The 22,379-nt window shown below is 43.6% G+C and carries 20 protein-coding genes and 2 tRNA genes; 19 read left to right on the top strand and 3 right to left on the bottom strand.

Features of this window, described 5'->3' with window-relative positions:
- Positions 1 to 31: 31 nt before the first annotated feature.
- A complete protein-coding gene (gene ispB, locus M1F25_RS19095) occupies positions 32 to 1,003 on the bottom strand; it encodes an octaprenyl diphosphate synthase (RefSeq protein ID WP_096864332.1) in 972 nt (323 codons plus the stop codon).
- 334 nt (positions 1,004 to 1,337) lie between these two features.
- Here ispB and rplU point away from each other — a divergent pair, with 334 nt between their 5' ends.
- From rplU to cgtA, 3 genes are all read left to right on the top strand, one after another.
- Complete coding sequence (gene rplU, locus M1F25_RS19090) at positions 1,338 to 1,646, top strand: 50S ribosomal protein L21 (protein WP_004905925.1); 309 nt, start codon at positions 1,338 to 1,340, stop codon at positions 1,644 to 1,646.
- Positions 1,647 to 1,665: 19 nt separating this feature from the next.
- Complete coding sequence (gene rpmA, locus M1F25_RS19085) at positions 1,666 to 1,923, top strand: 50S ribosomal protein L27 (protein WP_004905922.1); 258 nt, start codon at positions 1,666 to 1,668, stop codon at positions 1,921 to 1,923.
- A 165-nt stretch (positions 1,924 to 2,088) separates the two neighbouring features.
- A complete protein-coding gene (gene cgtA, locus M1F25_RS19080; RefSeq protein ID WP_036958779.1) occupies positions 2,089 to 3,264 on the top strand; it encodes an Obg family GTPase CgtA in 1,176 nt (391 codons plus the stop codon).
- 60 nt (positions 3,265 to 3,324) lie between these two features.
- Here cgtA and dacB read toward each other — a convergent pair whose 3' ends face one another.
- Positions 3,325 to 4,773: a serine-type D-Ala-D-Ala carboxypeptidase gene (gene dacB / locus M1F25_RS19075; RefSeq protein ID WP_094961653.1), complete on the bottom strand. Its 1,449-nt coding sequence runs from the start codon at positions 4,771 to 4,773 to the stop codon at positions 3,325 to 3,327.
- A 245-nt stretch (positions 4,774 to 5,018) separates the two neighbouring features.
- Here dacB and greA point away from each other — a divergent pair, with 245 nt between their 5' ends.
- Complete coding sequence (gene greA / locus M1F25_RS19070; RefSeq protein WP_004905916.1) at positions 5,019 to 5,495, top strand: transcription elongation factor GreA; 477 nt, start codon at positions 5,019 to 5,021, stop codon at positions 5,493 to 5,495.
- Between the two features lie 118 nt (positions 5,496 to 5,613).
- On the opposite strand, the gene yhbY is transcribed toward greA, so the two are convergent.
- A complete protein-coding gene (gene yhbY, locus M1F25_RS19065) occupies positions 5,614 to 5,907 on the bottom strand; it encodes a ribosome assembly RNA-binding protein YhbY (RefSeq protein ID WP_004905914.1) in 294 nt (97 codons plus the stop codon).
- 135 nt (positions 5,908 to 6,042) lie between these two features.
- Here yhbY and rlmE point away from each other — a divergent pair, with 135 nt between their 5' ends.
- The 15 genes from rlmE (at position 6,043) to nlpI (ending at position 22,228) form a co-directional block, all read left to right on the top strand.
- A complete protein-coding gene (gene rlmE / locus M1F25_RS19060; RefSeq protein WP_004905912.1) occupies positions 6,043 to 6,672 on the top strand; it encodes a 23S rRNA (uridine(2552)-2'-O)-methyltransferase RlmE in 630 nt (209 codons plus the stop codon).
- Positions 6,673 to 6,729: 57 nt separating this feature from the next.
- Positions 6,730 to 8,709 (top strand): ATP-dependent zinc metalloprotease FtsH, encoded by a 1,980-nt coding sequence (gene ftsH, locus M1F25_RS19055; protein WP_110591055.1) that lies wholly within the window; start codon positions 6,730 to 6,732, stop codon positions 8,707 to 8,709.
- A 66-nt stretch (positions 8,710 to 8,775) separates the two neighbouring features.
- On the top strand, positions 8,776 to 9,612 hold the full coding sequence (gene folP, locus M1F25_RS19050; RefSeq protein WP_096864330.1) for a dihydropteroate synthase: 837 nt from the start codon (positions 8,776 to 8,778) through the stop codon (positions 9,610 to 9,612).
- A 4-nt stretch (positions 9,613 to 9,616) separates the two neighbouring features.
- Entirely contained in the window at positions 9,617 to 10,954 is a 1,338-nt protein-coding gene (gene glmM, locus M1F25_RS19045; protein ID WP_004905906.1) for a phosphoglucosamine mutase, read from the top strand.
- 220 nt (positions 10,955 to 11,174) lie between these two features.
- Complete coding sequence (gene secG, locus M1F25_RS19040) at positions 11,175 to 11,519, top strand: preprotein translocase subunit SecG (RefSeq protein WP_004905902.1); 345 nt, start codon at positions 11,175 to 11,177, stop codon at positions 11,517 to 11,519.
- A 115-nt stretch (positions 11,520 to 11,634) separates the two neighbouring features.
- Positions 11,635 to 11,724, top strand: a tRNA-Leu gene (locus M1F25_RS19035).
- A gap of 58 nt (positions 11,725 to 11,782) precedes the next feature.
- Positions 11,783 to 11,859 (top strand) — tRNA-Met (locus M1F25_RS19030).
- A gap of 252 nt (positions 11,860 to 12,111) precedes the next feature.
- On the top strand, positions 12,112 to 12,564 hold the full coding sequence (rimP, locus tag M1F25_RS19025; protein ID WP_036958775.1) for a ribosome maturation factor RimP: 453 nt from the start codon (positions 12,112 to 12,114) through the stop codon (positions 12,562 to 12,564).
- Between the two features lie 23 nt (positions 12,565 to 12,587).
- Positions 12,588 to 14,096 (top strand): transcription termination factor NusA, encoded by a 1,509-nt coding sequence (nusA, locus tag M1F25_RS19020; RefSeq protein ID WP_004905898.1) that lies wholly within the window; start codon positions 12,588 to 12,590, stop codon positions 14,094 to 14,096.
- A 23-nt stretch (positions 14,097 to 14,119) separates the two neighbouring features.
- Positions 14,120 to 16,858 (top strand): translation initiation factor IF-2, encoded by a 2,739-nt coding sequence (infB, locus tag M1F25_RS19015; protein ID WP_094961650.1) that lies wholly within the window; start codon positions 14,120 to 14,122, stop codon positions 16,856 to 16,858.
- An 86-nt stretch (positions 16,859 to 16,944) separates the two neighbouring features.
- On the top strand, positions 16,945 to 17,355 hold the full coding sequence (gene rbfA / locus M1F25_RS19010; protein ID WP_144139685.1) for a 30S ribosome-binding factor RbfA: 411 nt from the start codon (positions 16,945 to 16,947) through the stop codon (positions 17,353 to 17,355).
- Positions 17,355 to 18,308, top strand: coding sequence for a tRNA pseudouridine(55) synthase TruB (gene truB / locus M1F25_RS19005; protein WP_094961649.1), 954 nt, complete (start codon positions 17,355 to 17,357; stop codon positions 18,306 to 18,308). Before rbfA ends, truB begins: the two co-directional genes overlap by 1 nt.
- 112 nt (positions 18,309 to 18,420) lie before the next feature.
- On the top strand, positions 18,421 to 18,690 hold the full coding sequence (rpsO, locus tag M1F25_RS19000) for a 30S ribosomal protein S15 (protein ID WP_004905890.1): 270 nt from the start codon (positions 18,421 to 18,423) through the stop codon (positions 18,688 to 18,690).
- 403 nt (positions 18,691 to 19,093) lie between these two features.
- Positions 19,094 to 21,217: a polyribonucleotide nucleotidyltransferase gene (pnp, locus tag M1F25_RS18995; protein ID WP_094961648.1), complete on the top strand. Its 2,124-nt coding sequence runs from the start codon at positions 19,094 to 19,096 to the stop codon at positions 21,215 to 21,217.
- Between the two features lie 93 nt (positions 21,218 to 21,310).
- Positions 21,311 to 22,228 (top strand): lipoprotein NlpI, encoded by a 918-nt coding sequence (gene nlpI, locus M1F25_RS18990; protein WP_226617020.1) that lies wholly within the window; start codon positions 21,311 to 21,313, stop codon positions 22,226 to 22,228.
- Positions 22,229 to 22,379: the final 151 nt, after the last annotated feature.

The raw sequence follows: 22,379 nt of genomic DNA, 5'->3' as shown, positions 1-22,379 counted from the left end.
TTTTCTTGACCTGTTTTGCCTTTTCTAGTGACTAAGAATGGCGTTGGATTGCGATATAAGCTAAGCCGATCAATGCATCTTTATAAATTGAATCTTCAATTACATTTAAGGCATCAATCGCTTTTTGTGCTTCTTCTTGGGCTCTTGCATAAGTATATTCAAGGGAACCACAGCGTTTCATAGTTGCAAGAACAGTATCTAACAGATGACGCCCATTGCCTTGTTCAATCGCTTGGCGGATCAATGCTGACTCTTCTTCATTACCATTTTGCATCGCGTGAAGTAGGGGAAGTGTAGGCTTACCTTCATCTAAATCATCCCCCGTATTTTTCCCCAGCTGAGCATTGTCTGCATCATAATCGAGTAGATCGTCAATTAACTGAAAAGCTGTCCCAATATAACGACCATAATCTTGTAGTGCTTTTTCTTGCTCTGGTGTCGCATTAGCTAAAATCGCAGATGCATGGGCCGCTGCTTCAAAAAGACGTGCGGTTTTACTGTAGATCACTTGCATATAGTTTTCTTCAGTAATGTTAGGATCGTTGCAGTTCATCAATTGCAAAACCTCCCCTTCAGCGATCACATTCGTCGCTTCAGACATCAGTTTTAGCACCCGCATTGAATCGAGATCCGTCATCATCTGGAATGATCGAGTGTAAATAAAATCACCAACTAAGACACTCGCTGCATTACCAAAAACAGCATTTGCAGTTTGCTTTCCGCGACGCATATCGGACTCATCAACGACGTCATCATGCAGCAAAGTTGCTGTATGAATGAACTCGATCAATGCAGCAACTTGGGTATGTTTATGACCCGAGTAACCTAAGGATCGACCAGCAAGCACTGCGATCATAGGCCGGATCCTTTTACCGCCACCACTGACGATGTAATAACCAAGCTGGTTAATTAGCGCAACATCTGAATTCAATTGACTGAGGATGGCTTCGTTTACCGCTGACATATCCTCAGTTGTCAGTTCAATAATAGATTCTAAATTCATCTTAATTTATTCATATTATTAGTTTTTGGTTCATTCCCGAAATAAAAAGTTGGGAGACCGATAGAACAGTTATCTTTCTAGCATAACATTATTAATTATAAGATTATCAGGTGTGATGCAAAAAATGTTTAAATAAGTAACAATTGAGTGAATAGGGACAAAATCAACGTTCAAAAACGGTTATTGAGAAAAAAGTCGTATTTTTTGTCATCTAACCGCATTATTGGCTTGTGTTCTGCTGCTTTTTTGCGTAGAATTCGCGCCCTATTGTGAATATTTTATAGCGTGCTCTGGAATTGAAATATTTAGCGAGTACGCGGAAAGCGGAGTTAATATGTACGCGGTTTTCCAAAGTGGTGGTAAACAACACCGAGTTAGCGAAGGTCAAACTGTCCGCCTAGAAAAGCTGGACATCGCAACAGGTGAAACTGTTGAATTTGATCAAGTTCTGATGGTTGCTAATGGCGATGAGATCCAAATCGGCGCTCCTGTCGTTGAAGGCGTTAAAGTGAAAGCGGAAGTGGTTGCACACGGTCGTGGCGAAAAAGTTAAAATCGTCAAATTCCGTCGTCGTAAACATAGCCGTAAACAACAGGGTCATCGTCAGTGGTTCACTGATGTTAAGATCACTGTCATCGCTTAAGATTTAGGAGAGCAGATTAATGGCACACAAAAAGGCTGGTGGTTCGACTCGTAACGGTCGTGACTCAGAAGCAAAACGTTTAGGTGTTAAACGTTTTGGTGGTGAAGCTGTATTAGCAGGTAGCATCATCGTTCGTCAACGTGGTACTAAGTTCCACGCAGGTAACAACGTAGGTTGTGGCCGTGACCACACTCTGTTCGCATTAGCGGACGGTAAAGTTAAATTTGAAGTTAAAGGTCCAAACAATCGTAAATTTATCAGCATCGAAGCTGAATAAGTTTTCTGACCTTTAATTCAGAATTAAAGCCCTGCAAAAACCTTTTGCGGGGCTTTTTATATTCAGATATTTGATCTTTAATGAACTACACACGTATTAAAGATGCACCATCTCTGAGTAGAACAGCCATCCAGCGTTATGCGGCTCAGAAGCGGAGAGAGAATTATGAAATTTGTAGATGAAGCCAAAATATTGGTCGTGGCAGGAGATGGTGGCAATGGTTGTGTCAGCTTCCGCCGTGAAAAATACATCCCTAAAGGGGGACCGGACGGTGGTGACGGTGGCGATGGTGGGGACGTTTACTTACAAGCAGACGAAAACCTCAACACGCTAATCGACTATCGTTTTGAAAAATCCTTTCGTGCAGAGCGCGGCCAGAATGGCCAAAGCCGTGAATGTACAGGTAAACGTGGTCAAGATATCACAGTTAAAGTGCCTGTAGGAACGCGTGTACGCGATTTAGGGACCAATGAAGTACTTTGTGATATGACTCGTCATGATCAACGTCATATGGTCGCTAAAGGCGGTTTCCATGGGCTTGGAAATACCCGTTTTAAATCTTCAGTGAATCGTGCTCCACGTCAACGTACCATGGGGACAAAAGGGGAAACTCGCGAAATACTGTTAGAACTAATGCTGTTAGCAGATGTTGGTATGCTTGGTATGCCGAATGCAGGTAAATCTACCTTTATTCGTTCAGTGTCAGCAGCAAAACCAAAAGTTGCTGATTATCCATTTACCACTTTAGTCCCAAGCTTGGGTGTCGTGCGTATGGATAACGAACAAAGCTTTGTGGTTGCGGATATTCCAGGGTTGATCGAAGGCGCAGCGGAAGGTGCAGGCCTTGGGATCCAATTCCTGAAACACTTAGAACGTTGTCGTGTTTTACTTCACTTGATTGATATTTGCCCTATTGATGAGTCTGATCCTGTCGAAAATGCGAAGATCATCATCAGTGAGTTAGAAAAATACAGTGAAAAGCTGGCAGCAAAACCACGTTGGTTAGTCTTCAATAAGATTGATATCTTAGGTGAAGAGGAATCAGCACAGCGCGCAGCAGAAATTGCCAAAGCGATGGGCTGGGAAGATAAATTCTATATGATTTCAGCAGTTAACCACGAAGGTGTGAAAGCACTGTGTTGGGATATCATGGAATTTATGAATACTCAACCGCGTGATATGGCAACGACTGAAGATACACAGCAACCTGAAAAAGTTGAATTCATGTGGGATGATTATCACAAAGAACAACTTTCTGGTACTGAAGATTTTGATGATGACTGGGATGACGATTGGGATGAAGATGACGACGAAGGTGTCGAAATTATTTATCAAAAATAGTTTATCTTAGAAATGTAAAAAGGCGCGAAAGCGCCTTTTTACTGTCTAAATCGCGTATGATCAGTTTTTCTGATACAGATCTTTATACAAACGGCTTTCAAATCGCACTAATGGTACTCGACGTGTACGTTGCTGGCTCTGTGGTACCGCATAAGCAGAGATAAATTGCACAAAAGCCACACGTTGACCACTGGCGGTTGTGATAAAACCAGCGAGATTATAAACACCTTGTAATGCTCCCGTTTTGGCGGAAACTTTACCATTCACACCCGCCTCATCAAAACCACCACGGTAACGTAAAGTGCCATCATGGCCGGCAAGTGGAAGCATAGAAATAAAATCGAGTTGTTGATCATTTTTAGCGATAAACTGCAAGATCTCCATCATGGTTGCTGGGGTGATTAAATTATGGCGAGATAATCCCGATCCATCTACCATCACGGTATTACCAAGGTCGATCCCCGCTTTTTGCTTCAGCACTTGTCTTACCGCATCGGATCCTGAACGCCAAGTTCCCGGAACACCATAATATTCACGCCCAATGGTACGAAAAACGGTATCCGCTATCATATTGTCGGATTTTTTGAGCATCACTTTCAACAAGTCATGTAGTGGCTTAGATTCGGTTTTGACTAATACTTGTGATTGAGCCGCAGGAAATGTGCGTTTTTTCACATGGCCAGTTAGCTCAATACCCGCGGTGGTTAACTCATTTTTAACAATTGCTCCGGAGTAACTCGCTCCATTTTGTACCGCAAAGGCAAGTGGCAAGGGCTCGCTGCGTTGAGTTAAACAACCTGTTAGGGTGTAGCGGTTCAGTTCACCAGGAACGACATCAAGTTCGCAATAGCGCGCTTCAGGGGAACCTTTAGCTAATGTTTTGACTTCGCTGAACATATTGACAGGGTAAAAACTAGCCGCCTTAATGAATGCAAAATCTCCTGCTTTTTCAGCAGGGTAAAGAGAAACTGAAAAACAGTTACGGTCAATGATAGCCGCAGCGGGGGGCGCACTAAAGCATTGGGTCATATCATTCCAAACCCATCCCGGTGCTTTGTCATGGCTAGTAAAAGCAGAAATATCAACGACAAGGTCGCCGTCAACTTTATGGATCCCAAGCTGCTTTAATGCATTAGCCATATTGCGAATTTGTTGGCGGGTTAATGTCGGGTCACCACTGAAGCGGATCACTAAATCACCCGTCAGCGTGTTGTTGCTAAGTTTTGCATCAGTTTCAAAATTGGTGACAAAACGGTAATCTGGCCCCAGTTGCAATAGGGCAGCAAGAGCGGTCACAACCTTTTGTGTACTTGCAGGTAATGCCATTTGCTGTGCATTATAATCAATTAATGGGGTGCTACTTCCCACTTTTTGCGCGACCAGAGCAAGGTTAGTGCCATCAGGTAAATATTGTTTGTATTCATCAATAGGAATCGCAAAAACTTGCGTACTAGCTAAGGTAATTCCTAAAGAGATTATCCATTTTCTGGTTAAAGTTAATAATGACATATATTTCACGCATTAGGGTGGACATATAATACATACTAAAGTGTAATGCCCAAGAAAGTAAACGGTGACCCGTTATTAAGTCTCAGTTAAAATAGCGTACATTATGATAAGATAAATGAGTACATAAGTCTGATTGCGTTTTTTTACTAGAACACCCCCGGTTTTACGCAGGTGTTCGGTGTACTGTTGTTACAAAATCAGGAAGATACTTGTTTTTAGATAGGATTGAACCGAGGTATTTATTAATGAAACAGATCCCGATGACGGTACTTGGTGCGGATAAGCTAAGAGAAGAGCTAGAATTCCTTAAATCTGTCCGTCGCCCAGAAATTATTGCATCTATTGCAGAAGCGCGTGAGCACGGTGACTTAAAAGAAAATGCAGAATATCATGCAGCACGTGAGCAACAAGGTTTCTGTGAGGGCCGTATTCAAGAAATCGAAGGGAAACTTTCTCACGCTCAAGTGATCGATGTAACTAAAATGGTCAATAACGGTCGTGTTATCTTTGGCGCGACTGTGACAGTATTGAATGTTGATACTGACGAAGAGCTAACGTATCGTATTGTTGGTGATGATGAAGCAGATATTAAGATCAATCTGATTTCTGTGAACTCACCGATAGCACGCGGTTTAGTGGGTAAAGAAGTTGATGATGCGGTCTCGATTAAAACCCCAGGTGGTGATGTCGAGTTCGAAATTCTTAAAGTTGAGTATATCTGATTCCTATTTCCCTGAATTGGTTATATTATTTCCCTGATTTAAAGAAAAAGGCCGCAGGCGGCCTTTTTCATCATATAAAACATGCTTTCAATGGCATTTTTATATAAATGATGGGGGATTATTTAGGTAAAATGATTTTGCGGTCTGCCGAAGGACGGTAGATAACAAGAATTTTACCAATAATTTGTACATTTACTGCACCAGTTTCGCGAACAATCGCATCAGCGATCAAATTTTTAGTATCACGGTCTTCGCCTGCGATCTTGACTTTGATAAGCTCATGATGTGCTAATGAGAGTTCAATCTCAGCCAAAACACCTTCGGTTAAACCATTGTTGCCGATCATAACAACAGGGTTTAAATGGTGAGCGAGACTTTTTAGGTGCTGAATTTGTTTTTTATTAAGATTCATTGATTTTTTGCTTGGTTAGTATTGAAAATGGCTTATTCTACCGCCATCTGATATCTATCACCATCAATTATATCTTTTTGATGGTAAAGAAGCAGCAAGTTAGGTGAAGTTCTTTTAGTATAGTTGGAAAGCACAATGGCCAATAAAAAACGTTCGGCAAGCTCAAGTCGCTGGTTGCAAGAGCATTTTAGTGATAAATATGTTCAGCAAGCACAAAAAAAAGGGCTACGCTCACGTGCATGGTTTAAGCTGGAAGAAATCCAGCAAGGTGATAAAATTTTTAAACCAGGTATGACCGTTGTTGATTTAGGAGCAGCCCCTGGTGGTTGGTCGCAATACGTTGTTAGCCAAATAGGTCATAATGGGCGGGTTATTGCTTGTGACTTATTGCCGATGGACCCAATCGTTGGCGTTGATTTCCTGCAAGGGGATTTTCGCGATGAAGCCGTTCTCGCCGCTTTGTTAGAACGCGTTGGCGACAAAAAAGTACAGGTGGTCATGTCTGACATGGCTCCAAATATGAGTGGGACACCAGCGGTTGATATTCCTCGCTCTATGTATCTAGTTGAATTAGCTTTGGATATGTGCCGTGCTGTATTGGCGCCTGGGGGGAGTTTCATTGTTAAAGTGTTTCAGGGAGAAGGCTTTGACGATTACCTTAGGGATATCCGCTCCCTGTTTACGAAAGTAAAAGTTCGTAAACCCGAATCTTCGCGCGCACGGTCACGTGAAGTATACATTGTAGCGACAGGGCTAAAACTGTAGTACCCTGAGCGTTATTTGTTAACACAGTTGTAATATGAGGTTAATCCCTTGAGTGACATGGCGAAAAACCTGATTCTCTGGTTAGTCATCGCAGTTGTTCTGATGTCCTTGTTCCAGAGTTTTGGCCCAAGCGATTCGAATAGTCGCAGAGTTGATTATTCTACGTTTATCAATGAGTTAGCCCAGGATCAGGTACGTGAAGTTCGTATCACAGGTCGTGAATTGAACGTCAGAAAGGCTGATAATAGCCGCTATACAACTTATCTTCCTATGCAGGATGAGAAGCTGTTAGACACTTTGCTAAATAAGCATGTGACGGTTGTTGGTGAACCACCAGAAGAACCTAGCTTACTGACATCTATTTTTATTTCCTGGTTCCCAATGCTTCTGTTGATTGGTGTCTGGATTTTCTTCATGCGCCAGATGCAAGGCGGTGGCGGCAAGGGGGCAATGTCATTTGGCAAAAGTAAAGCCCGCATGCTGACAGAAGATCAGATCAAAACAACATTTGCAGACGTTGCTGGGTGTGATGAAGCCAAAGAAGAAGTGGGCGAAATCGTAGAGTTTCTACGTGAACCTGCTCGTTTCCAAAAACTTGGCGGTAAAATTCCAAAAGGCGTCCTGATGGTAGGGCCTCCAGGAACAGGTAAAACATTACTGGCAAAAGCTATCGCTGGTGAGGCAAAAGTTCCATTCTTCACCATTTCCGGTTCTGACTTTGTGGAAATGTTTGTGGGGGTGGGTGCTTCTCGTGTTCGTGACATGTTCGAACAAGCGAAAAAAGCAGCGCCTTGTATCATCTTTATCGATGAGATCGATGCGGTAGGTCGTCAACGTGGTGCGGGTCTTGGTGGTGGTCACGATGAGCGTGAACAAACACTGAACCAAATGCTAGTTGAGATGGACGGTTTCGAAGGTAATGAGGGGATCATTGTTATCGCAGCAACTAACCGTGCTGACGTACTTGACCCTGCTTTATTACGTCCAGGTCGTTTTGACCGTCAGGTAGTCGTTGGCTTACCAGACGTTCGTGGCCGTGAACAAATTCTGAAAGTACATATGCGTCGTGTTCCTATTGACCCAAATGTAGATACTTTCATTCTTGCACGTGCAACACCTGGGTTTTCAGGTGCTGAACTCGCAAACTTAGTGAACGAAGCCGCATTGTTTGCTGCTCGCGCGAATAAGCGTGTTGTTTCTATGGTTGAGTTTGAAAAAGCGCGTGACAAGATTTGGATGGGTGCAGAGCGTCGTTCTCTGATGATGACTGAAGAGCAAAAAGAATCAACGGCTTACCATGAAGGTGGTCATATGATTATCGGTCATTTAATGCCAGAACATGACCCTGTCCATAAAGTCACGATCGTTCCGCGTGGGCAAGCGTTAGGTGTTGCTTTCTTCTTACCAGAAGGTGATGAAGTCAGTCGTAGCCGCTTGAAGCTCGAAGGTATGATTGCAACGGCATATGCAGGTCGTATTGCAGAAGAACTGATTTATGGTCGCGATAAAGTCACAACGGGTGCTTCTTCCGATATTCAGTTTGCGACGAATACGGCGCGTAACATGGTGACTCAGTGGGGCTTCTCTGACCGCTTAGGCCCAATGCAGTATTCGAAAGAAGAAGGCCCAGCGTTCTTAGGTCGCTCTTCAGGTAATGGTTCAGGAATTTCTGATGAGACAGCACGTATTGTCGATGAAGAAATTAAAAAAATTCTGGACCACTGTTATCAACTGGCATACAAAACATTGGAAGACAATATTGATATTCTGCATGCGACTAAAGATGCATTATTAAAATATGAAACCATTGATATGCCACAGATTGATGACCTGATGAACCGCCGTCCAGTGCGTGAGCCAGCAGGTTGGGATGAAGACAAAAAAGTGAGTAATGTCACTGGTTCGTTCGGTACAGGTGCGCCAAAAGCGGAACCTACAGCGGAAAAACCACAGTCTGAAGAACCAGATAACACAAATAATAGTAATAATGCTGATGAATCAAACCCATCAGATAATAACGACAGCAAACCACAATAAGCGGTCGTGAAATAAAATATTAAGACCCCAGTTCGCTGGGGTTTTTTTCGTTAAGGAAAAATAACAATGCAAATCAAAGCGAGAGGCAGTGTCCTTGACTTATCCACACCTAAGGTGATGGGGATTTTGAATGTCACTCCTGATTCATTTTCAGATGGTGGCACTCATAATCGTTATCATGATGCGCTTGAACATGTGGCAAAAATGGTGCAACACGGTGCGACTATCATTGATATTGGTGGCGAATCTACCCGTCCAGGGGCTGCCGAAGTTTCTGTGAATGAGGAACTTGATAGGGTTATTCCTGTTGTTGAAGCAATAGCCCAGCGTTTTGATGTATGGATTTCAGTCGATACCTCTAAAGCCCAAGTCATGGCGGAAGCAGCAAACGCAGGTATGCATATCATCAATGATATTCGTTCTCTACATGAGCCAGACGCATTAGTCGTCGCCGCGAAAACAGGTTTACCCGTTTGTATTATGCATATGCAAGGCCAGCCAAGAACGATGCAAGAAGCGCCAAATTATGAAAATGTGGTGCGTGAGGTAAAAGACTATCTTGATGCTGAAATCACCCGGTGTGTGGGCGCAGGGATAGAGAGGCAACAAATTATCCTTGATCCAGGCTTTGGTTTTGGTAAGAACTTGTCGCATAATTACCAGTTATTGGCAAACTTAGAACAATTTCATAATTTCGGACTACCGCTATTGGCAGGGATGTCACGTAAATCTATGATTGGACAATTATTGAATGTTCCACCACAAGAACGCCTCGCAGGCAGCCTAACTTGTGCAGTGATTGCTGCGATGCAAGGGGCTCACATCATTCGAGTTCATGATGTCAAAGAAACCGTGCAAGCGATGCAAGTGGTACAGATGACTCTGTCAGAAAAGGAAAAATAAGCGTATGAGCGACCGTAAATATTTTGGTACTGATGGTATTCGTGGCAAAGTGGGTGATAGCCCAATTACCCCTGATTTTGTTTTAAAATTAGGCTGGGCGGCAGGGAAAGTCCTCGCTCGTCATGGTTCACGTAAAATTATTATTGGTAAAGATACGCGTATTTCTGGCTATATGTTGGAATCTTCATTAGAAGCGGGCTTAGCAGCAGCGGGTTTATCCGCATCTTTCACAGGTCCAATGCCAACCCCAGCGGTTGCTTATTTAACACGTACTTTCCGCGCAGAAGCGGGAATTGTTATTTCAGCGTCTCATAACCCATATTATGATAATGGGATTAAATTCTTCTCAATTGATGGGACTAAGCTGCCTGATGAAGTCGAAGAAGCCATTGAAGCTGAAATGGAAAAGCCGATCACCTGCGTTGAGTCAGCTGAATTAGGTCGTGCAAACCGTATTGTAGATGCTGCCGGCCGTTATATTGAATTTTGTAAAGGTACGTTCCCGAACGAACAAAGCCTTGCAAGTTTAAAAATTGTCATTGATTGTGCTAATGGGGCTACTTACCACATCGCACCAAATGTGTTCCGTGAGTTAGGGGCAGAAGTCATCACTATCGGTTGCGATCCTAACGGAATCAACATCAACGAAGAGTGTGGCGCTACAGACGTTCGCCAGTTACAACAAAAAGTTTTGGAAGAAAAAGCGCATGTCGGTTTAGCATTTGATGGTGATGGTGACCGCATTATTATGGTCGATCACCTCGGTGAAAAAGTCGATGGTGACCAAATTCTCTTCATTATTGCTCGTGAAGCGCTACGCCAAGGCCAGTTAAAAGGTGGGGTAGTGGGAACATTAATGAGTAATATGGGTTTAGAAATCGCCCTAAAACAGCTAGGAATTCCTTTTGAGCGTGCAAAAGTGGGCGACCGCTATGTTCTCGAAAAATTACAGGAAAAAGGTTGGCGCATGGGGGCTGAAAACTCAGGCCACGTGATTTTATTAGATAAAACGACCACCGGTGATGGGATTGTTGCAGGCTTGCAGGTATTAAGCGCTATGGTACGTAACCATATGAGCCTACATGATTTATGCAGCGGTATGAAATTATTACCACAAGTGCTAGTTAACGTACGTTTCAAAGGCCAACACGACCCATTACAAAGTGATGCAGTTGTTGCAGCGAACGAAGAAGTCGAAAAACAATTGGCAGGAAAAGGCCGCGTATTACTGAGAAAATCAGGAACAGAGCCATTAATCCGAGTTATGGTTGAAGGTGAAAACGAAGCTGATGTGACTGCAATGGCAAACCATATTGCTGATGCAGTAAAAGCAGCTGGCTAAGTTGTTATTGGTGAAGCTGAGCAATATTTTGATAATTTGTTGTTTTTTTCTGCAAATAATCAAATGGAATTAAAATAGACTTGCTTGTCGGCTCAGCTTTGGTTAGTATTCGCACCTGCTCAATCCCGTAAGAGTGTTTCTTTACGGCCGAAATGAGCAGGTGTGCAGTGATAAAGGTCATAGCATTAGGCTATGCACCGCAACTGAATAGGTAACTCAAATGTATGTAGCTCTTTTAATTATTTTCTTGCTAGCGGCTATCGGGCTTATTGGTCTGATTATGTTACAGCAAGGTAAAGGTGCTGACATGGGAGCTTCATTCGGTGCGGGCGCTTCTGCAACACTGTTTGGTTCATCGGGCTCAGGTAACTTCATGACCCGTATGACTGGAATCTTGGCTGCTGTGTTTTTCATCATCAGTTTAATACTTGGCAACATGACTGCCAACAAGTACGGAACTGGTAGTGGTAGTAAGTGGGAAAACATTAGTGAACCTACAAAAGTCGAGCAACCAACAGACGTTCCGGCAGCACCAGCTACACCAACGAGCGATATCCCTCGTTAAGTGTGAAAGATTCCGAATGAAGGCAACTAATGCCATCATTAAGTAGTAAGCTCAGCGATGAGCAAGAAGTTAAAATTTGAGGTTATTGATTAAATATTGATAACCTCGCCTCAGTGCCGAGGTGGTGAAATTGGTATACACGCTACCTTGAGGTGGTAGTGCCTACAAAACGGGCGTACGGGTTCAAGTCCCGTCCTCGGCACCATTATTTAAGATGCTTGTGATTTACAGGTTATCTGTGTAGAATATGACACGCTTTCGAACGCGGGATGGAGCAGCTTGGTAGCTCGTCGGGCTCATAACCCGAAGGTCGTCGGTTCAAATCCGGCTCCCGCAACCATTTCTTATTCAACATACCTTGTCAGTATCGTGGTCTATAGTAGTTATCCGGTGTAGTAATCAAGTGCAGTTATCTAACAGCTCTCAAAATTTCTCATCGATTTCTCTAGATTTTACAGGTATAATAAGAATATGGTGAACCCGTGCACTACAGGGTCCAGTTGCATAAAGCCCCGAATTTCGGGGTTTTTTGTTATTTGACAATCGAATTAACTGGGCTTTTATAGCCCTTTTTTTATGTCTGGGGGTGGGCTTGTCCACATTAGAACAGAAATTAACAGAGATGATCTCAGCACCTGTGGAGGCGCTAGGCTTTGAATTTGTAGGCTTAGAGTTTGTCCGTGGCCGTACATCAACACTGCGTGTCTTCATTGATAGTGAAGAAGGCATCACTGTTGATGATTGTGCTGATGTCAGCCATCAGGTCAGTGCAGTATTGGACGTTGAAGATCCAATCTCTGTCATTTATAACCTGGAAATATCGTCACCAGGGCTTGAACGTCCATTATTCACCATTGCGCATTATGAGCGTTTTATGGGGGAAGAGGTGGCATTGACTTTGCGTATAGCAATGCAGAACCGCCGTAAGTGGCAAGGAATTATTAAGGCCATAGACGGTGAAATGATTACGGTTACTGTAGATGGTAAGGATGAGGTGTTCGCCCTCGGCAACATCCAGAAAGCTAACTTGGTACCCCACTTTTAATAAAGTTCAATGAGGCAACTAGGATGAATAAAGAAATTCTGGCTGTTGTAGAAGCGGTTTCTAACGAAAAATCCCTCCCTCGTGAAAAAATCTTCGAGGCTCTGGAAACTGCATTAGCGACGGCGACTAAAAAGAAATACGAGCAAGAAATTGATGTTCGTGTGGAAATTGACCGTAAATCAGGTGATTTCGACACGTTCCGTCGTTGGTTAATTGTGGAAGAAGTCACAATGCCAACGCGTGAAATTACGTTGGAAGCGGCTCAGTATGAAGACCCAGCGCTCCAGCTTGGAGAGTACGTCGAAGATCAAATTGAATCTGTTGTATTCGACCGTATTACTACCCAAACAGCTAAACAAGTTATCGTACAGAAAGTGCGCGAAGCAGAACGTGCGATGGTTGTTGACCAATTCCGTGAGCAACAAGGTGAAATTATCACTGCTCAGGTGAAAAAAGTTAATCGTGAAAATATCACGTTAGATTTAGGCAATAACGCGGAAGCCGTTATTCTGCGTGAAGATATGTTGCCACGTGAAAACTTCCGTCCAGGTGACCGTATCCGCGGAGTCCTGTATGATGTTCGTCCTGAAGCACGCGGCGCGCAACTTTTTGTTACGCGTTCTCGCCCTGAAATGCTGATTGAATTATTCCGCATTGAAGTGCCAGAAATCGGCGAAGAAATTATTGAAATTAAAGCCGCTGCTCGTGACCCAGGCTCTCGTGCAAAAATCGCAGTTAAAACTAATGACAAGCGTATCGACCCAGTTGGTGCTTGTGTTGGTATGCGTGGTGCACGTGTTCAAGCCGTTTCTAGTGAATTAGGCGGCGAAAGAATTGATATTGTGTTATGGGATGATAACCCAGCTCAATTCGTTATTAATGCAATGGCTCCGGCTGATGTTGCATCTATCGTAGTCGATGAAGACAAATGTACGATGGATGTTGCCGTAGAAAGTAGTAATTTGGCACAAGCCATTGGACGTAACGGTCAAAACGTTCGTCTGGCAGCTCAGTTACTGAAAAAACACCGTGGTGATGACAAATGGGAATTAAATGTCATGACCGCAGAAGAGCTTAATGCAAAACATCAGGCAGAAGCACATGCTTCTATTGATACATTCACCAAGCATCTTGATATTGATGAAGAGTTTGCCACTGCACTTGTTGAAGAAGGCTTCTCGACGTTAGAAGAACTGGCTTACGTGCCTATTAATGAACTTCTGGAAATTGATGGTCTTGACGAAGAGACTGTTGAAGTTCTACGTGAAAGAGCGAAAGCGGCCCTCACCACAATAGAATTGGCTCAAAAAGAGAGCCTAGGTGATAATCAGCCAGCAGAAGATTTATTGAATCTTGAAGGTATGGATCGTACTCTTGCCTATAATTTGGCTACTCGTGGAATCTGTACACTGGAAGATCTTGCTGAGCAGGGCATCGACGACCTGATTGATATTGAAGGTCTGGATGATGAGAAAGCAGGTACGCTCATCATGGCCGCACGTAATATTTGCTGGTTCGGTAACGATGCGTAAACACTGTAGCAGGAAGGAACGGCATGACAGAAACTGTAAAAACATTGGCAACGGAAATTCAAACCACAGTTGATCGCCTGGTACAGCAATTTGCTGAAGCAGGGATCAAAAAAGGTGAGAATGACTCTGTTAGCCAGTCAGAAAAAGAAGCTTTACTGAGCCATTTAAACCGTGAACAAGGCGGGGTAGCGGGTCAGCCAAGCAAATTGACACTACAGCGCAAAACTCGTAGTACGCTGAGTGTCCCCGTCACCGGTGGCAAAAGCAAATCGGTAAATGTCGAAGTCCGCAAAAAACGCACTTATGTGAACCGTGATGCTGAAGAAGCAAAAGCGGAAGAGCAGGCGCAGCGTGAAGCGGAAGAGCAGGCACAGCGCGAAGCTGAAGAACTGGCACAACGTCAAGCAGAAGCAAAACGATTAGCAGAAGAAACAGCTAAACGTGAAGCGGAAGAAAAGGCAAAACGTGAAGCCGAAGAGAAAGCAAAACGTGAAGCAGCAGATAAAGCTACGCGCGAAGCAGCGGAAAGAGAAAAAGTGAAACCAAGCGAAAATCAACAAAAACCAGGCAAAGCTGTAGAAAGTAATGCCGACAAACAACGCCGTGAAGCTGAAGCTGCGGAGCTAAAACGTAAAGCTGAAGAAGAAACTCAGCGCAAAGTTGAAGCAGAAGCACGTCGCGTAGCTGAAGAAGCACGCAAAATGGCAGAAGAAAACGGTGAAAAGTGGACTGCTGAAACGAAAACTGAAGAAGACAGCGATTATCACACGACAACTTCAACGCACGCTCGTGCAGCTGAAGATGAAAGTGATGAGAAAGAAGAAGGCCGTCGTTCACGTAATCGTACTGCAAAAGCACCTCGCCAGAAGAAAGGTAATAAACTTTCTGAAAAAGCAGATCGCGAAGAAGAACGTGCCGCAGGCCGTTCGGGTCGCAGCAAAGGTAAGCAACGTAAAGGTAGTTCTTTACAACAAAGCTTTACTAAACCAGCAGTTGCGGTTAACCGTGATGTTGTGATTGGTGAAACAATCACTGTTGGTGAACTTGCTAATAAAATGGCAGTAAAAGGTTCTCAAGTCATCAAAACGATGATGAAGATGGGCGCAATGGCGACTATCAACCAAGTGATTGACCAAGAAACTGCACAGTTAGTTGCAGAAGAAATGGGTCACAAAGTTATTCTGCGTCGTGAAAACGAATTAGAAGAAGCGGTAATGAATGACCGTGATACAGGTTCTGCACTTCAAGAGCCACGTGCGCCAGTTGTGACCATTATGGGTCACGTTGACCATGGTAAAACCTCTCTACTTGACTACATTCGCTCAACGAAAGTGGCATCAGGTGAAGCGGGTGGTATTACTCAGCACATTGGTGCTTACCACGTACAAACTGATAAGGGTATGATTACCTTCTTAGATACCCCAGGTCACGCCGCGTTTACTTCAATGCGTGCTCGTGGTGCTCAGGCAACGGATATCGTTGTTCTGGTTGTTGCTGCAGACGATGGTGTTATGCCACAAACAATTGAAGCTATTCAGCATGCGAAAGCAGCGGGTGTACCAATTGTTGTTGCAGTAAACAAAATTGATAAACCAGAAGCTGACCCAGACCGCGTTAGAAATGAGCTGTCTCAGTACGGTGTTATTTCTGAAGACTGGGGTGGTGATACTCAGTTCATCAGTGTTTCTGCTAAGAAAGGTACCGGTATTGACGAGTTGCTCGATGCTATCTTGCTGCAAGCTGAAGTTTTAGAACTGAAAGCGGTATATGCAGGCATGGCAAGTGGTGTCGTTGTTGAGTCGTACTTAGACAAAGGTCGTGGCCCAGTTGCAACAATCTTAGTTCAAGAAGGTACACTGAACAAAGGCGATATCGTCCTGTGTGGTTTCGAATATGGCCGTATTCGTGCAATGCGTAACGAATTAGGTAAAGAAGTTCAGTCTGCAGGCCCTTCAATGCCTGTTGAGATCTTAGGCTTATCTAACGTACCTTCAGCGGGTGATGAAGCTACCGTTGTACGTGACGAGAAAAAAGCACGTGAAGTTGCCTTGTATCGTCAAGGTAAATTCCGTGATGTTAAATTAGCTCGCCAGCAGAAATCTAAACTGGAAAACATGTTTGCTAACATGGAAGAAGGTAAAGTGTCTGAGCTGAACATCGTTCTGAAAACCGACGTACAAGGTACTTGTGAAGCAATTACCGACTCTCTAATGAAGCTGTCGACTGATGAAGTTAAAATTAAAATCATCGGTTCTGGTGTAGGTGGTATCACTGAAACTGACGCAACATTAGCTGCGGCATCGAATGCTATCATCTTAGGCTTCAATGTACGTGCGGATGCTTCTGCTCGTCGCGTGATTGAAAGTGAAAGTGTTGACTTACGCTACTACTCTGTTATCTATAGCTTAATTGATGAAATCAAACAAGCTATGAGCGGTATGTTAGCGCCTGAGTACAAACAGCAAATTATTGGACTTGCAGAAGTTCGTGATGTATTTAAATCACCGAAATTCGGCGCGGTTGCTGGTTGTATGGTCACTGAAGGCACCATCAAACGTAATAACCCAATCCGCGTATTACGTGATAACGTGGTTATTTATGAAGGTGAGCTAGAGTCACTACGTCGCTTTAAAGATGACGTCAATGAAGTTCGTAACGGTATGGAATGTGGTATCGGCGTTAAGAACTACAACGATGTTCGTGTAGGCGATATGATTGAAGTTTTCGAAATTATTGAAGTTAAACGTTCTATTGACGGTTAATTTTGTGAGTACCCACTAAATGTCGTGGTGAGAAAACAGTATGAATGAGGGGGCGCTTGCCCCCTTTATTGTCAGGAGATATAACGATGGCAAAAGAATTCAGTCGTGCACAACGCGTTGCGCAAGAGATGCAAAAAGAAATTGCGATCATCTTACAACGTGAGATCAAAGACCCACGTATTGGTATGGCTACCGTTTCAGGTGTCGAGTTATCTCGCGATCTCGCATACGGTAAAGTTTTTGTGACCTTTTTCAATATCGCTAATGATAAAAGCGAAGAAGAAATGGTTACAGATGGCATTAAAGCATTAAATGAAGCATCAGGCTTTATACGTTCATTAATTGGAAAAGCAATGCGTTTGCGTATTATTCCTGAGTTAACATTTGAATATGACAACTCTCTTGTTGACGGTATGCGGATGTCTAATTTAGTGTCAAATGTGATCCGCGATGATGAAAAACGTCGTGCGGATGTTAGTGATAAAGAGGAAAAATAATGGGGCGTCGTCGTAGCGGCCGTAATATTGACGGCGTAGTGCTGCTGGATAAACCCACGGACATTTCTTCAAATGATGCGCTGCAAAAAGTGCGGCGCTTTTTTAATGCCAATAAAGCTGGGCACACGGGGGCACTTGACCCTCTCGCAACAGGTATGTTGCCTGTTTGTCTCGGCGAAGCGACGAAATTTTCCCAGTTTTTACTCGATTCAGATAAACGTTATCGCGTGATTGCACGTCTTGGGCAACGCACTGATACGTCAGATTCACATGGCGAAATTATTAGTGAGCGTAACGTAGAGTTTACACAGCAGCAACTAGATGATGCTTTAGAATTTTTCCGTGGTGATACATTACAAGTTCCTTCAATGTATTCAGCGTTGAAACACCAAGGTCGTCCGTTGTATGAATATGCGCGTAAAGGGATTACAGTTGAGCGTGAAGCTCGCCCAATTACAGTGTATGAATTGCAGTTTATTCGTTTAGAAAATAATGAATTAGAACTGGAGATACACTGTTCTAAAGGAACCTATATTCGTACAATTATCGATGATTTAGGTGAGATGTTAGGCTGTGGTGCGCATGTGATTTACCTGCGTCGAGTGCAAGTGGCTAATTACCCTTATGAGCGAATGGTAACATTAGAACAATTAGCTGCTTTACGGGAAAAAGTAGATGCGGGTGAAGGTTCTTTTGAGTCATTGCTCGACTCTCTATTGTTGCCAATGGATACGGCAGTCGTTCATTTTCCAGCTGTAAATATTACAGAGGAAACAGCGGCTTATTTTAAGCAGGGTCAACCTGTGAGAGCCGCAGTCCAAGGCCTTGAAGAAGGTTGTATGGTTCGAGTCACTTGTGGCGCTGAGCAGCGGTTTATCGGTATTGCTCTGGTGAGTGAAGATGGCCGTATAGCACCGAAGCGTTTGGTTGTAGAAAATGAACAGTCCGTGTAGTGGCGCTTATTGCTTTGCTGCCTTAAGCAGCGTAGAATAGCGGCGCTTAATCTTGAGATGCTAAATTAGAGATTGGCTCTCATCACTTACATTAATCATTTTGGAGTTTATTATGTCTCTAAGTAATGAAGCGAAAGCTAAAATCGTTGCTGAGTTCGGCCGCGGTGAAAATGACACTGGTTCAAGCGAAGTTCAAATCGCTCTGCTGACTGCACAAATCAACCACCTGCAAAGTCACTTTGCAGAGCACAAAAAAGATCACCACAGCCGTCGTGGTCTGCTGCGTATGGTTGCTCAGCGTCGTCGCTTACAAGCTTACTTGAAAGGTAAAGATATCGCGCGTTACACTGCTCTTATCGAGCGTTTAGGTCTGCGCCGCTAATCTTACTCTAGATAATTTGAGTTGCAGCTAGGCGACAAATGAGTGAGTTACTAGGTACATACATGAGTATGTGGCTAGTACGAGTGAATGTAGTCAACAACGTTGCAACTTGAAGTATGACGAGTAGAGTCAGTTTCAGAGAAAAGGGGCCAGAGGCCCCTTTTCTTCTAAAAGTTATTTTGAAAGTTGAAGTAATACTCGAATTATACTTAACTTAAATGCTAAGCTATAAATCGTAGTGAGTTGTTTTTATTAATGCCTCTTCGCTACATCCGATTCGCGCGGCTAATGAGAGAATTGATCACTAGAACATCAGTATTCTCATTAGTCGCGAGGCTGTAGTAGGAAGAGTAAACCAATGCTCCCTGAGAATCTCAGGTAGCCTTACAAAAAGGGTAATATAGTGTTAAATCCTATTGTTCGTAAATTCCAATACGGTCAACATACTGTTTCGATTGAAACCGGTATGATCGCACGCCAAGCATCTGCTGCTGTTATGGTTAACATGGATGACACTGCAGTATTCGTGACTGCAGTTGCACAGAAAAAAGTGAAAGAAGGTCAAGATTTCTTCCCTTTAACTGTTAACTATCAAGAACGTACATATGCAGCGGGCCGCATCCCTGGAAGTTTCTTCCGTCGTGAAGGTCGTCCTGGTGAAGGCGAAACGTTAATCGCACGTCTGATCGACCGTCCTCTACGCCCTCTGTTCCCAGAAGGTTTTTATAACGAAATTCAAATCATTGCGACCGTTGTATCTGTTAACCCACAAGTTAACCCAGATATCGTTGCGATGATTGGTGCATCAGCGGTATTAGCGCTGTCAGGTGTTCCATTCAATGGCCCAATCGGTGCTGCACGTGTTGGTTTTATCAATGACCAATATGTTCTGAATCCTACAGCAGACGAACTGAAAAACAGTCGTTTGGATTTAGTGGTTGCAGGTACTGATAACGCGGTATTAATGGTTGAATCTGAAGCTGATTTGTTGAGCGAAGAGCAAATGTTAGGTGCAGTGGTATTTGGCCACGATCAACAACAAGTTGTTATTCAGAATATCAATGAATTAGTGAAAGAAGCTGGTAAAGAGAAATGGGATTGGCAGCCAGAGCCAGTTAACCAAGCTCTTCATGACCGTGTTGCACAATTAGCTGAAAGCCGTATGGGCGATGCTTACCGCATCACTGAGAAACAAGAGCGCTACGCGCAGGTTGACTTAATCAAAGAAGAAGTCACTGCAGTATTAGTTGCTGAAGACGAAAACGTTGATGTTTCTGAAGTTGCAGATATTTTAGCAAGCTTAGAAAAACAAGTTGTTCGTAGCCGTGTTATCCGTGGTGAGCCACGTATCGATGGCCGCGAAAAAGATATGGTTCGTGCACTGGACGTTCGTACGGGGGTTCTGCCACGTACTCATGGTTCTGCGTTGTTTACTCGTGGTGAAACTCAAGCACTGGTAACTGCAACTTTAGGTACAGAGCGTGATGCACAGGTTATCGACCAATTAATGGGCGAATATACTGACCGTTTCTTATTCCATTACAACTTCCCTCCATACTCTGTCGGTGAAACTGGCATGGTGGGTTCACCAAAACGTCGTGAAATCGGTCACGGCCGTTTAGCGAAACGCGGTGTGTTAGCTGTGATGCCTGACCACGCAGATTTCCCATACACTGTACGTGTTGTGTCTGAAATCACTGAATCCAATGGTTCATCATCAATGGCATCAGTTTGCGGTGCGTCATTAGCACTGATGGATGCTGGTGTGCCAATTAAAGCCGCTGTTGCAGGTATTGCAATGGGGCTGGTAAAAGAAGGCGAAGATTTCGTTGTTCTGTCTGATATCTTAGGTGACGAAGACCACTTAGGTGATATGGACTTTAAAGTGGCTGGTAGCCGTGAAGGTATCAGTGCACTGCAAATGGACATCAAAATTGAAGGGATCACGCGTGAAATCATGCAAGTTGCCTTAAACCAAGCAAAAGGTGCGCGTTTGCACATTCTTGGTACGATGGAACAAGCAATCAATGGTCCACGTGAAGAAATCTCTGAATTTGCTCCACGTATTTACACTATCCGTATCAATCCAGACAAAATCAAAGATGTCATCGGTAAAGGTGGTTCTGTGATCCGTGCGTTAACGGAAGAAACAGGCACGACTATCGAGATCGAAGATGACGGTACTGTGAAAATTGCAGCAACTGATGGTATTAAAGCGAAAGAAGCAATTCGTCGTATTGAAGATATCACAGCAGAAGTTGAAGTTGGCCGCATTTACCCAGGTAAAGTAACCCGTATTGTCGACTTTGGTGCATTTGTTGCGATTGGCGGCGGTAAAGAAGGTCTGGTTCATATTTCTCAAATCGCGGACAAACGTGTTGAGAAAGTGACTGATTACCTACAAATGGGTCAAGAAGTTCCTGTTAAGGTATTGGAAATCGACCGTCAGGGCCGTATCCGTCTTAGCATGAAAGAAGCGGTAGCAACTGAAGAAGCAAGTGCACAACCGCAGGACTCAGCAGAGTAAGCTGACTTAACAGCGCTCTATTAAGTTAGGGCGCTATCAGCCTAAATTTGCTGAAACCATCATTTGTAAAGCGTGGTAATGTAAGGGCGGAGTATGTTGAACAGTATCTGTCTTCGGGTGAGAGATTATCGCACGTTACCGCGTGTGCTCTTGGCGCTTATCTTTTTTGTTATTATTGGATGTAGTAGCAAAGATTGGCGAAAGAACGAGGTATTTGCCGTTCCACTTCAACCTTCATTGCAACAAGAAGTGATACTGGCTCGTATGGAACAAATCCTTGCGAGTCGGTCTTTAACCGATGATGAATACGCACAGCTTTTATATGAGCGCGGTGTGTTGTATGATAGTCTCGGTTTAAGGGCGCTGGCACGTAATGATTTTTCAACTGCGTTAGCCATTCGTCCTGATATTCCTGAAGTTTTTAATTTTTTAGGGATATATTTTACGCAGGCAGGCAATTATGATGCTGCCTATGAAGCGTTTGATTCTGTTTTAGAGCTTGATCCAACTTACAATTTCGCGCGAATGAATCGTGGCATCGCATTATATTACGGTGAACGGTACAAACTAGCGCAGGATGATCTGCTGGCGTATTATCAGATAGATCCAAATGATCCTTTTCGTACTCTGTGGCTTTACCTCGTAGAGAAAGACATAGACCCGCGTATGGCGCAAGATAATCTTGCTGCCCGCTACAACCAAGCGGAGAAAGGGCAATGGGGCTGGAATATCGTAGAATTCTATCTTGGCAATATCAATGAAAATACATTGATGGAGCGTTTGAAAGAAACATCTACGGATAACACTTCGCTCGCTGAGCATCTCAGTGAAACTAACTTCTATTTAGGTAAGCATTACCTAAGTCTGGGGGATAAGGATAGCGCAGTTGCGTTATTCAAACTGACGGTAGCTAACAACGCTCACAGCTTTGTTGAACACCGCTATGCATTGTTGGAATTGGCGCTGTTAGGCCAAGAACAAGACGACCTTTTAGAATCGGGCCAGCAATAGCTGACGAACATTTCATGATAAATTTTTAAGTCATCATCCCTCGGGGTGACGGCCTATTTGTTCGTTTAATAAACACAATTTGAGCCAGTTCACATTTTAAATGAAAATGACCGAAATGATTTTCGCATGGTTATGTAAACTGGCTGCCATT

Origin of the sequence: Providencia sp. PROV109 (assembly GCF_033681625.1) — a bacterium.
GTDB lineage: Bacteria > Pseudomonadota > Gammaproteobacteria > Enterobacterales > Enterobacteriaceae > Providencia > Providencia hangzhouensis.
This window is presented reverse-complemented; position numbering and strand designations above follow the sequence as displayed.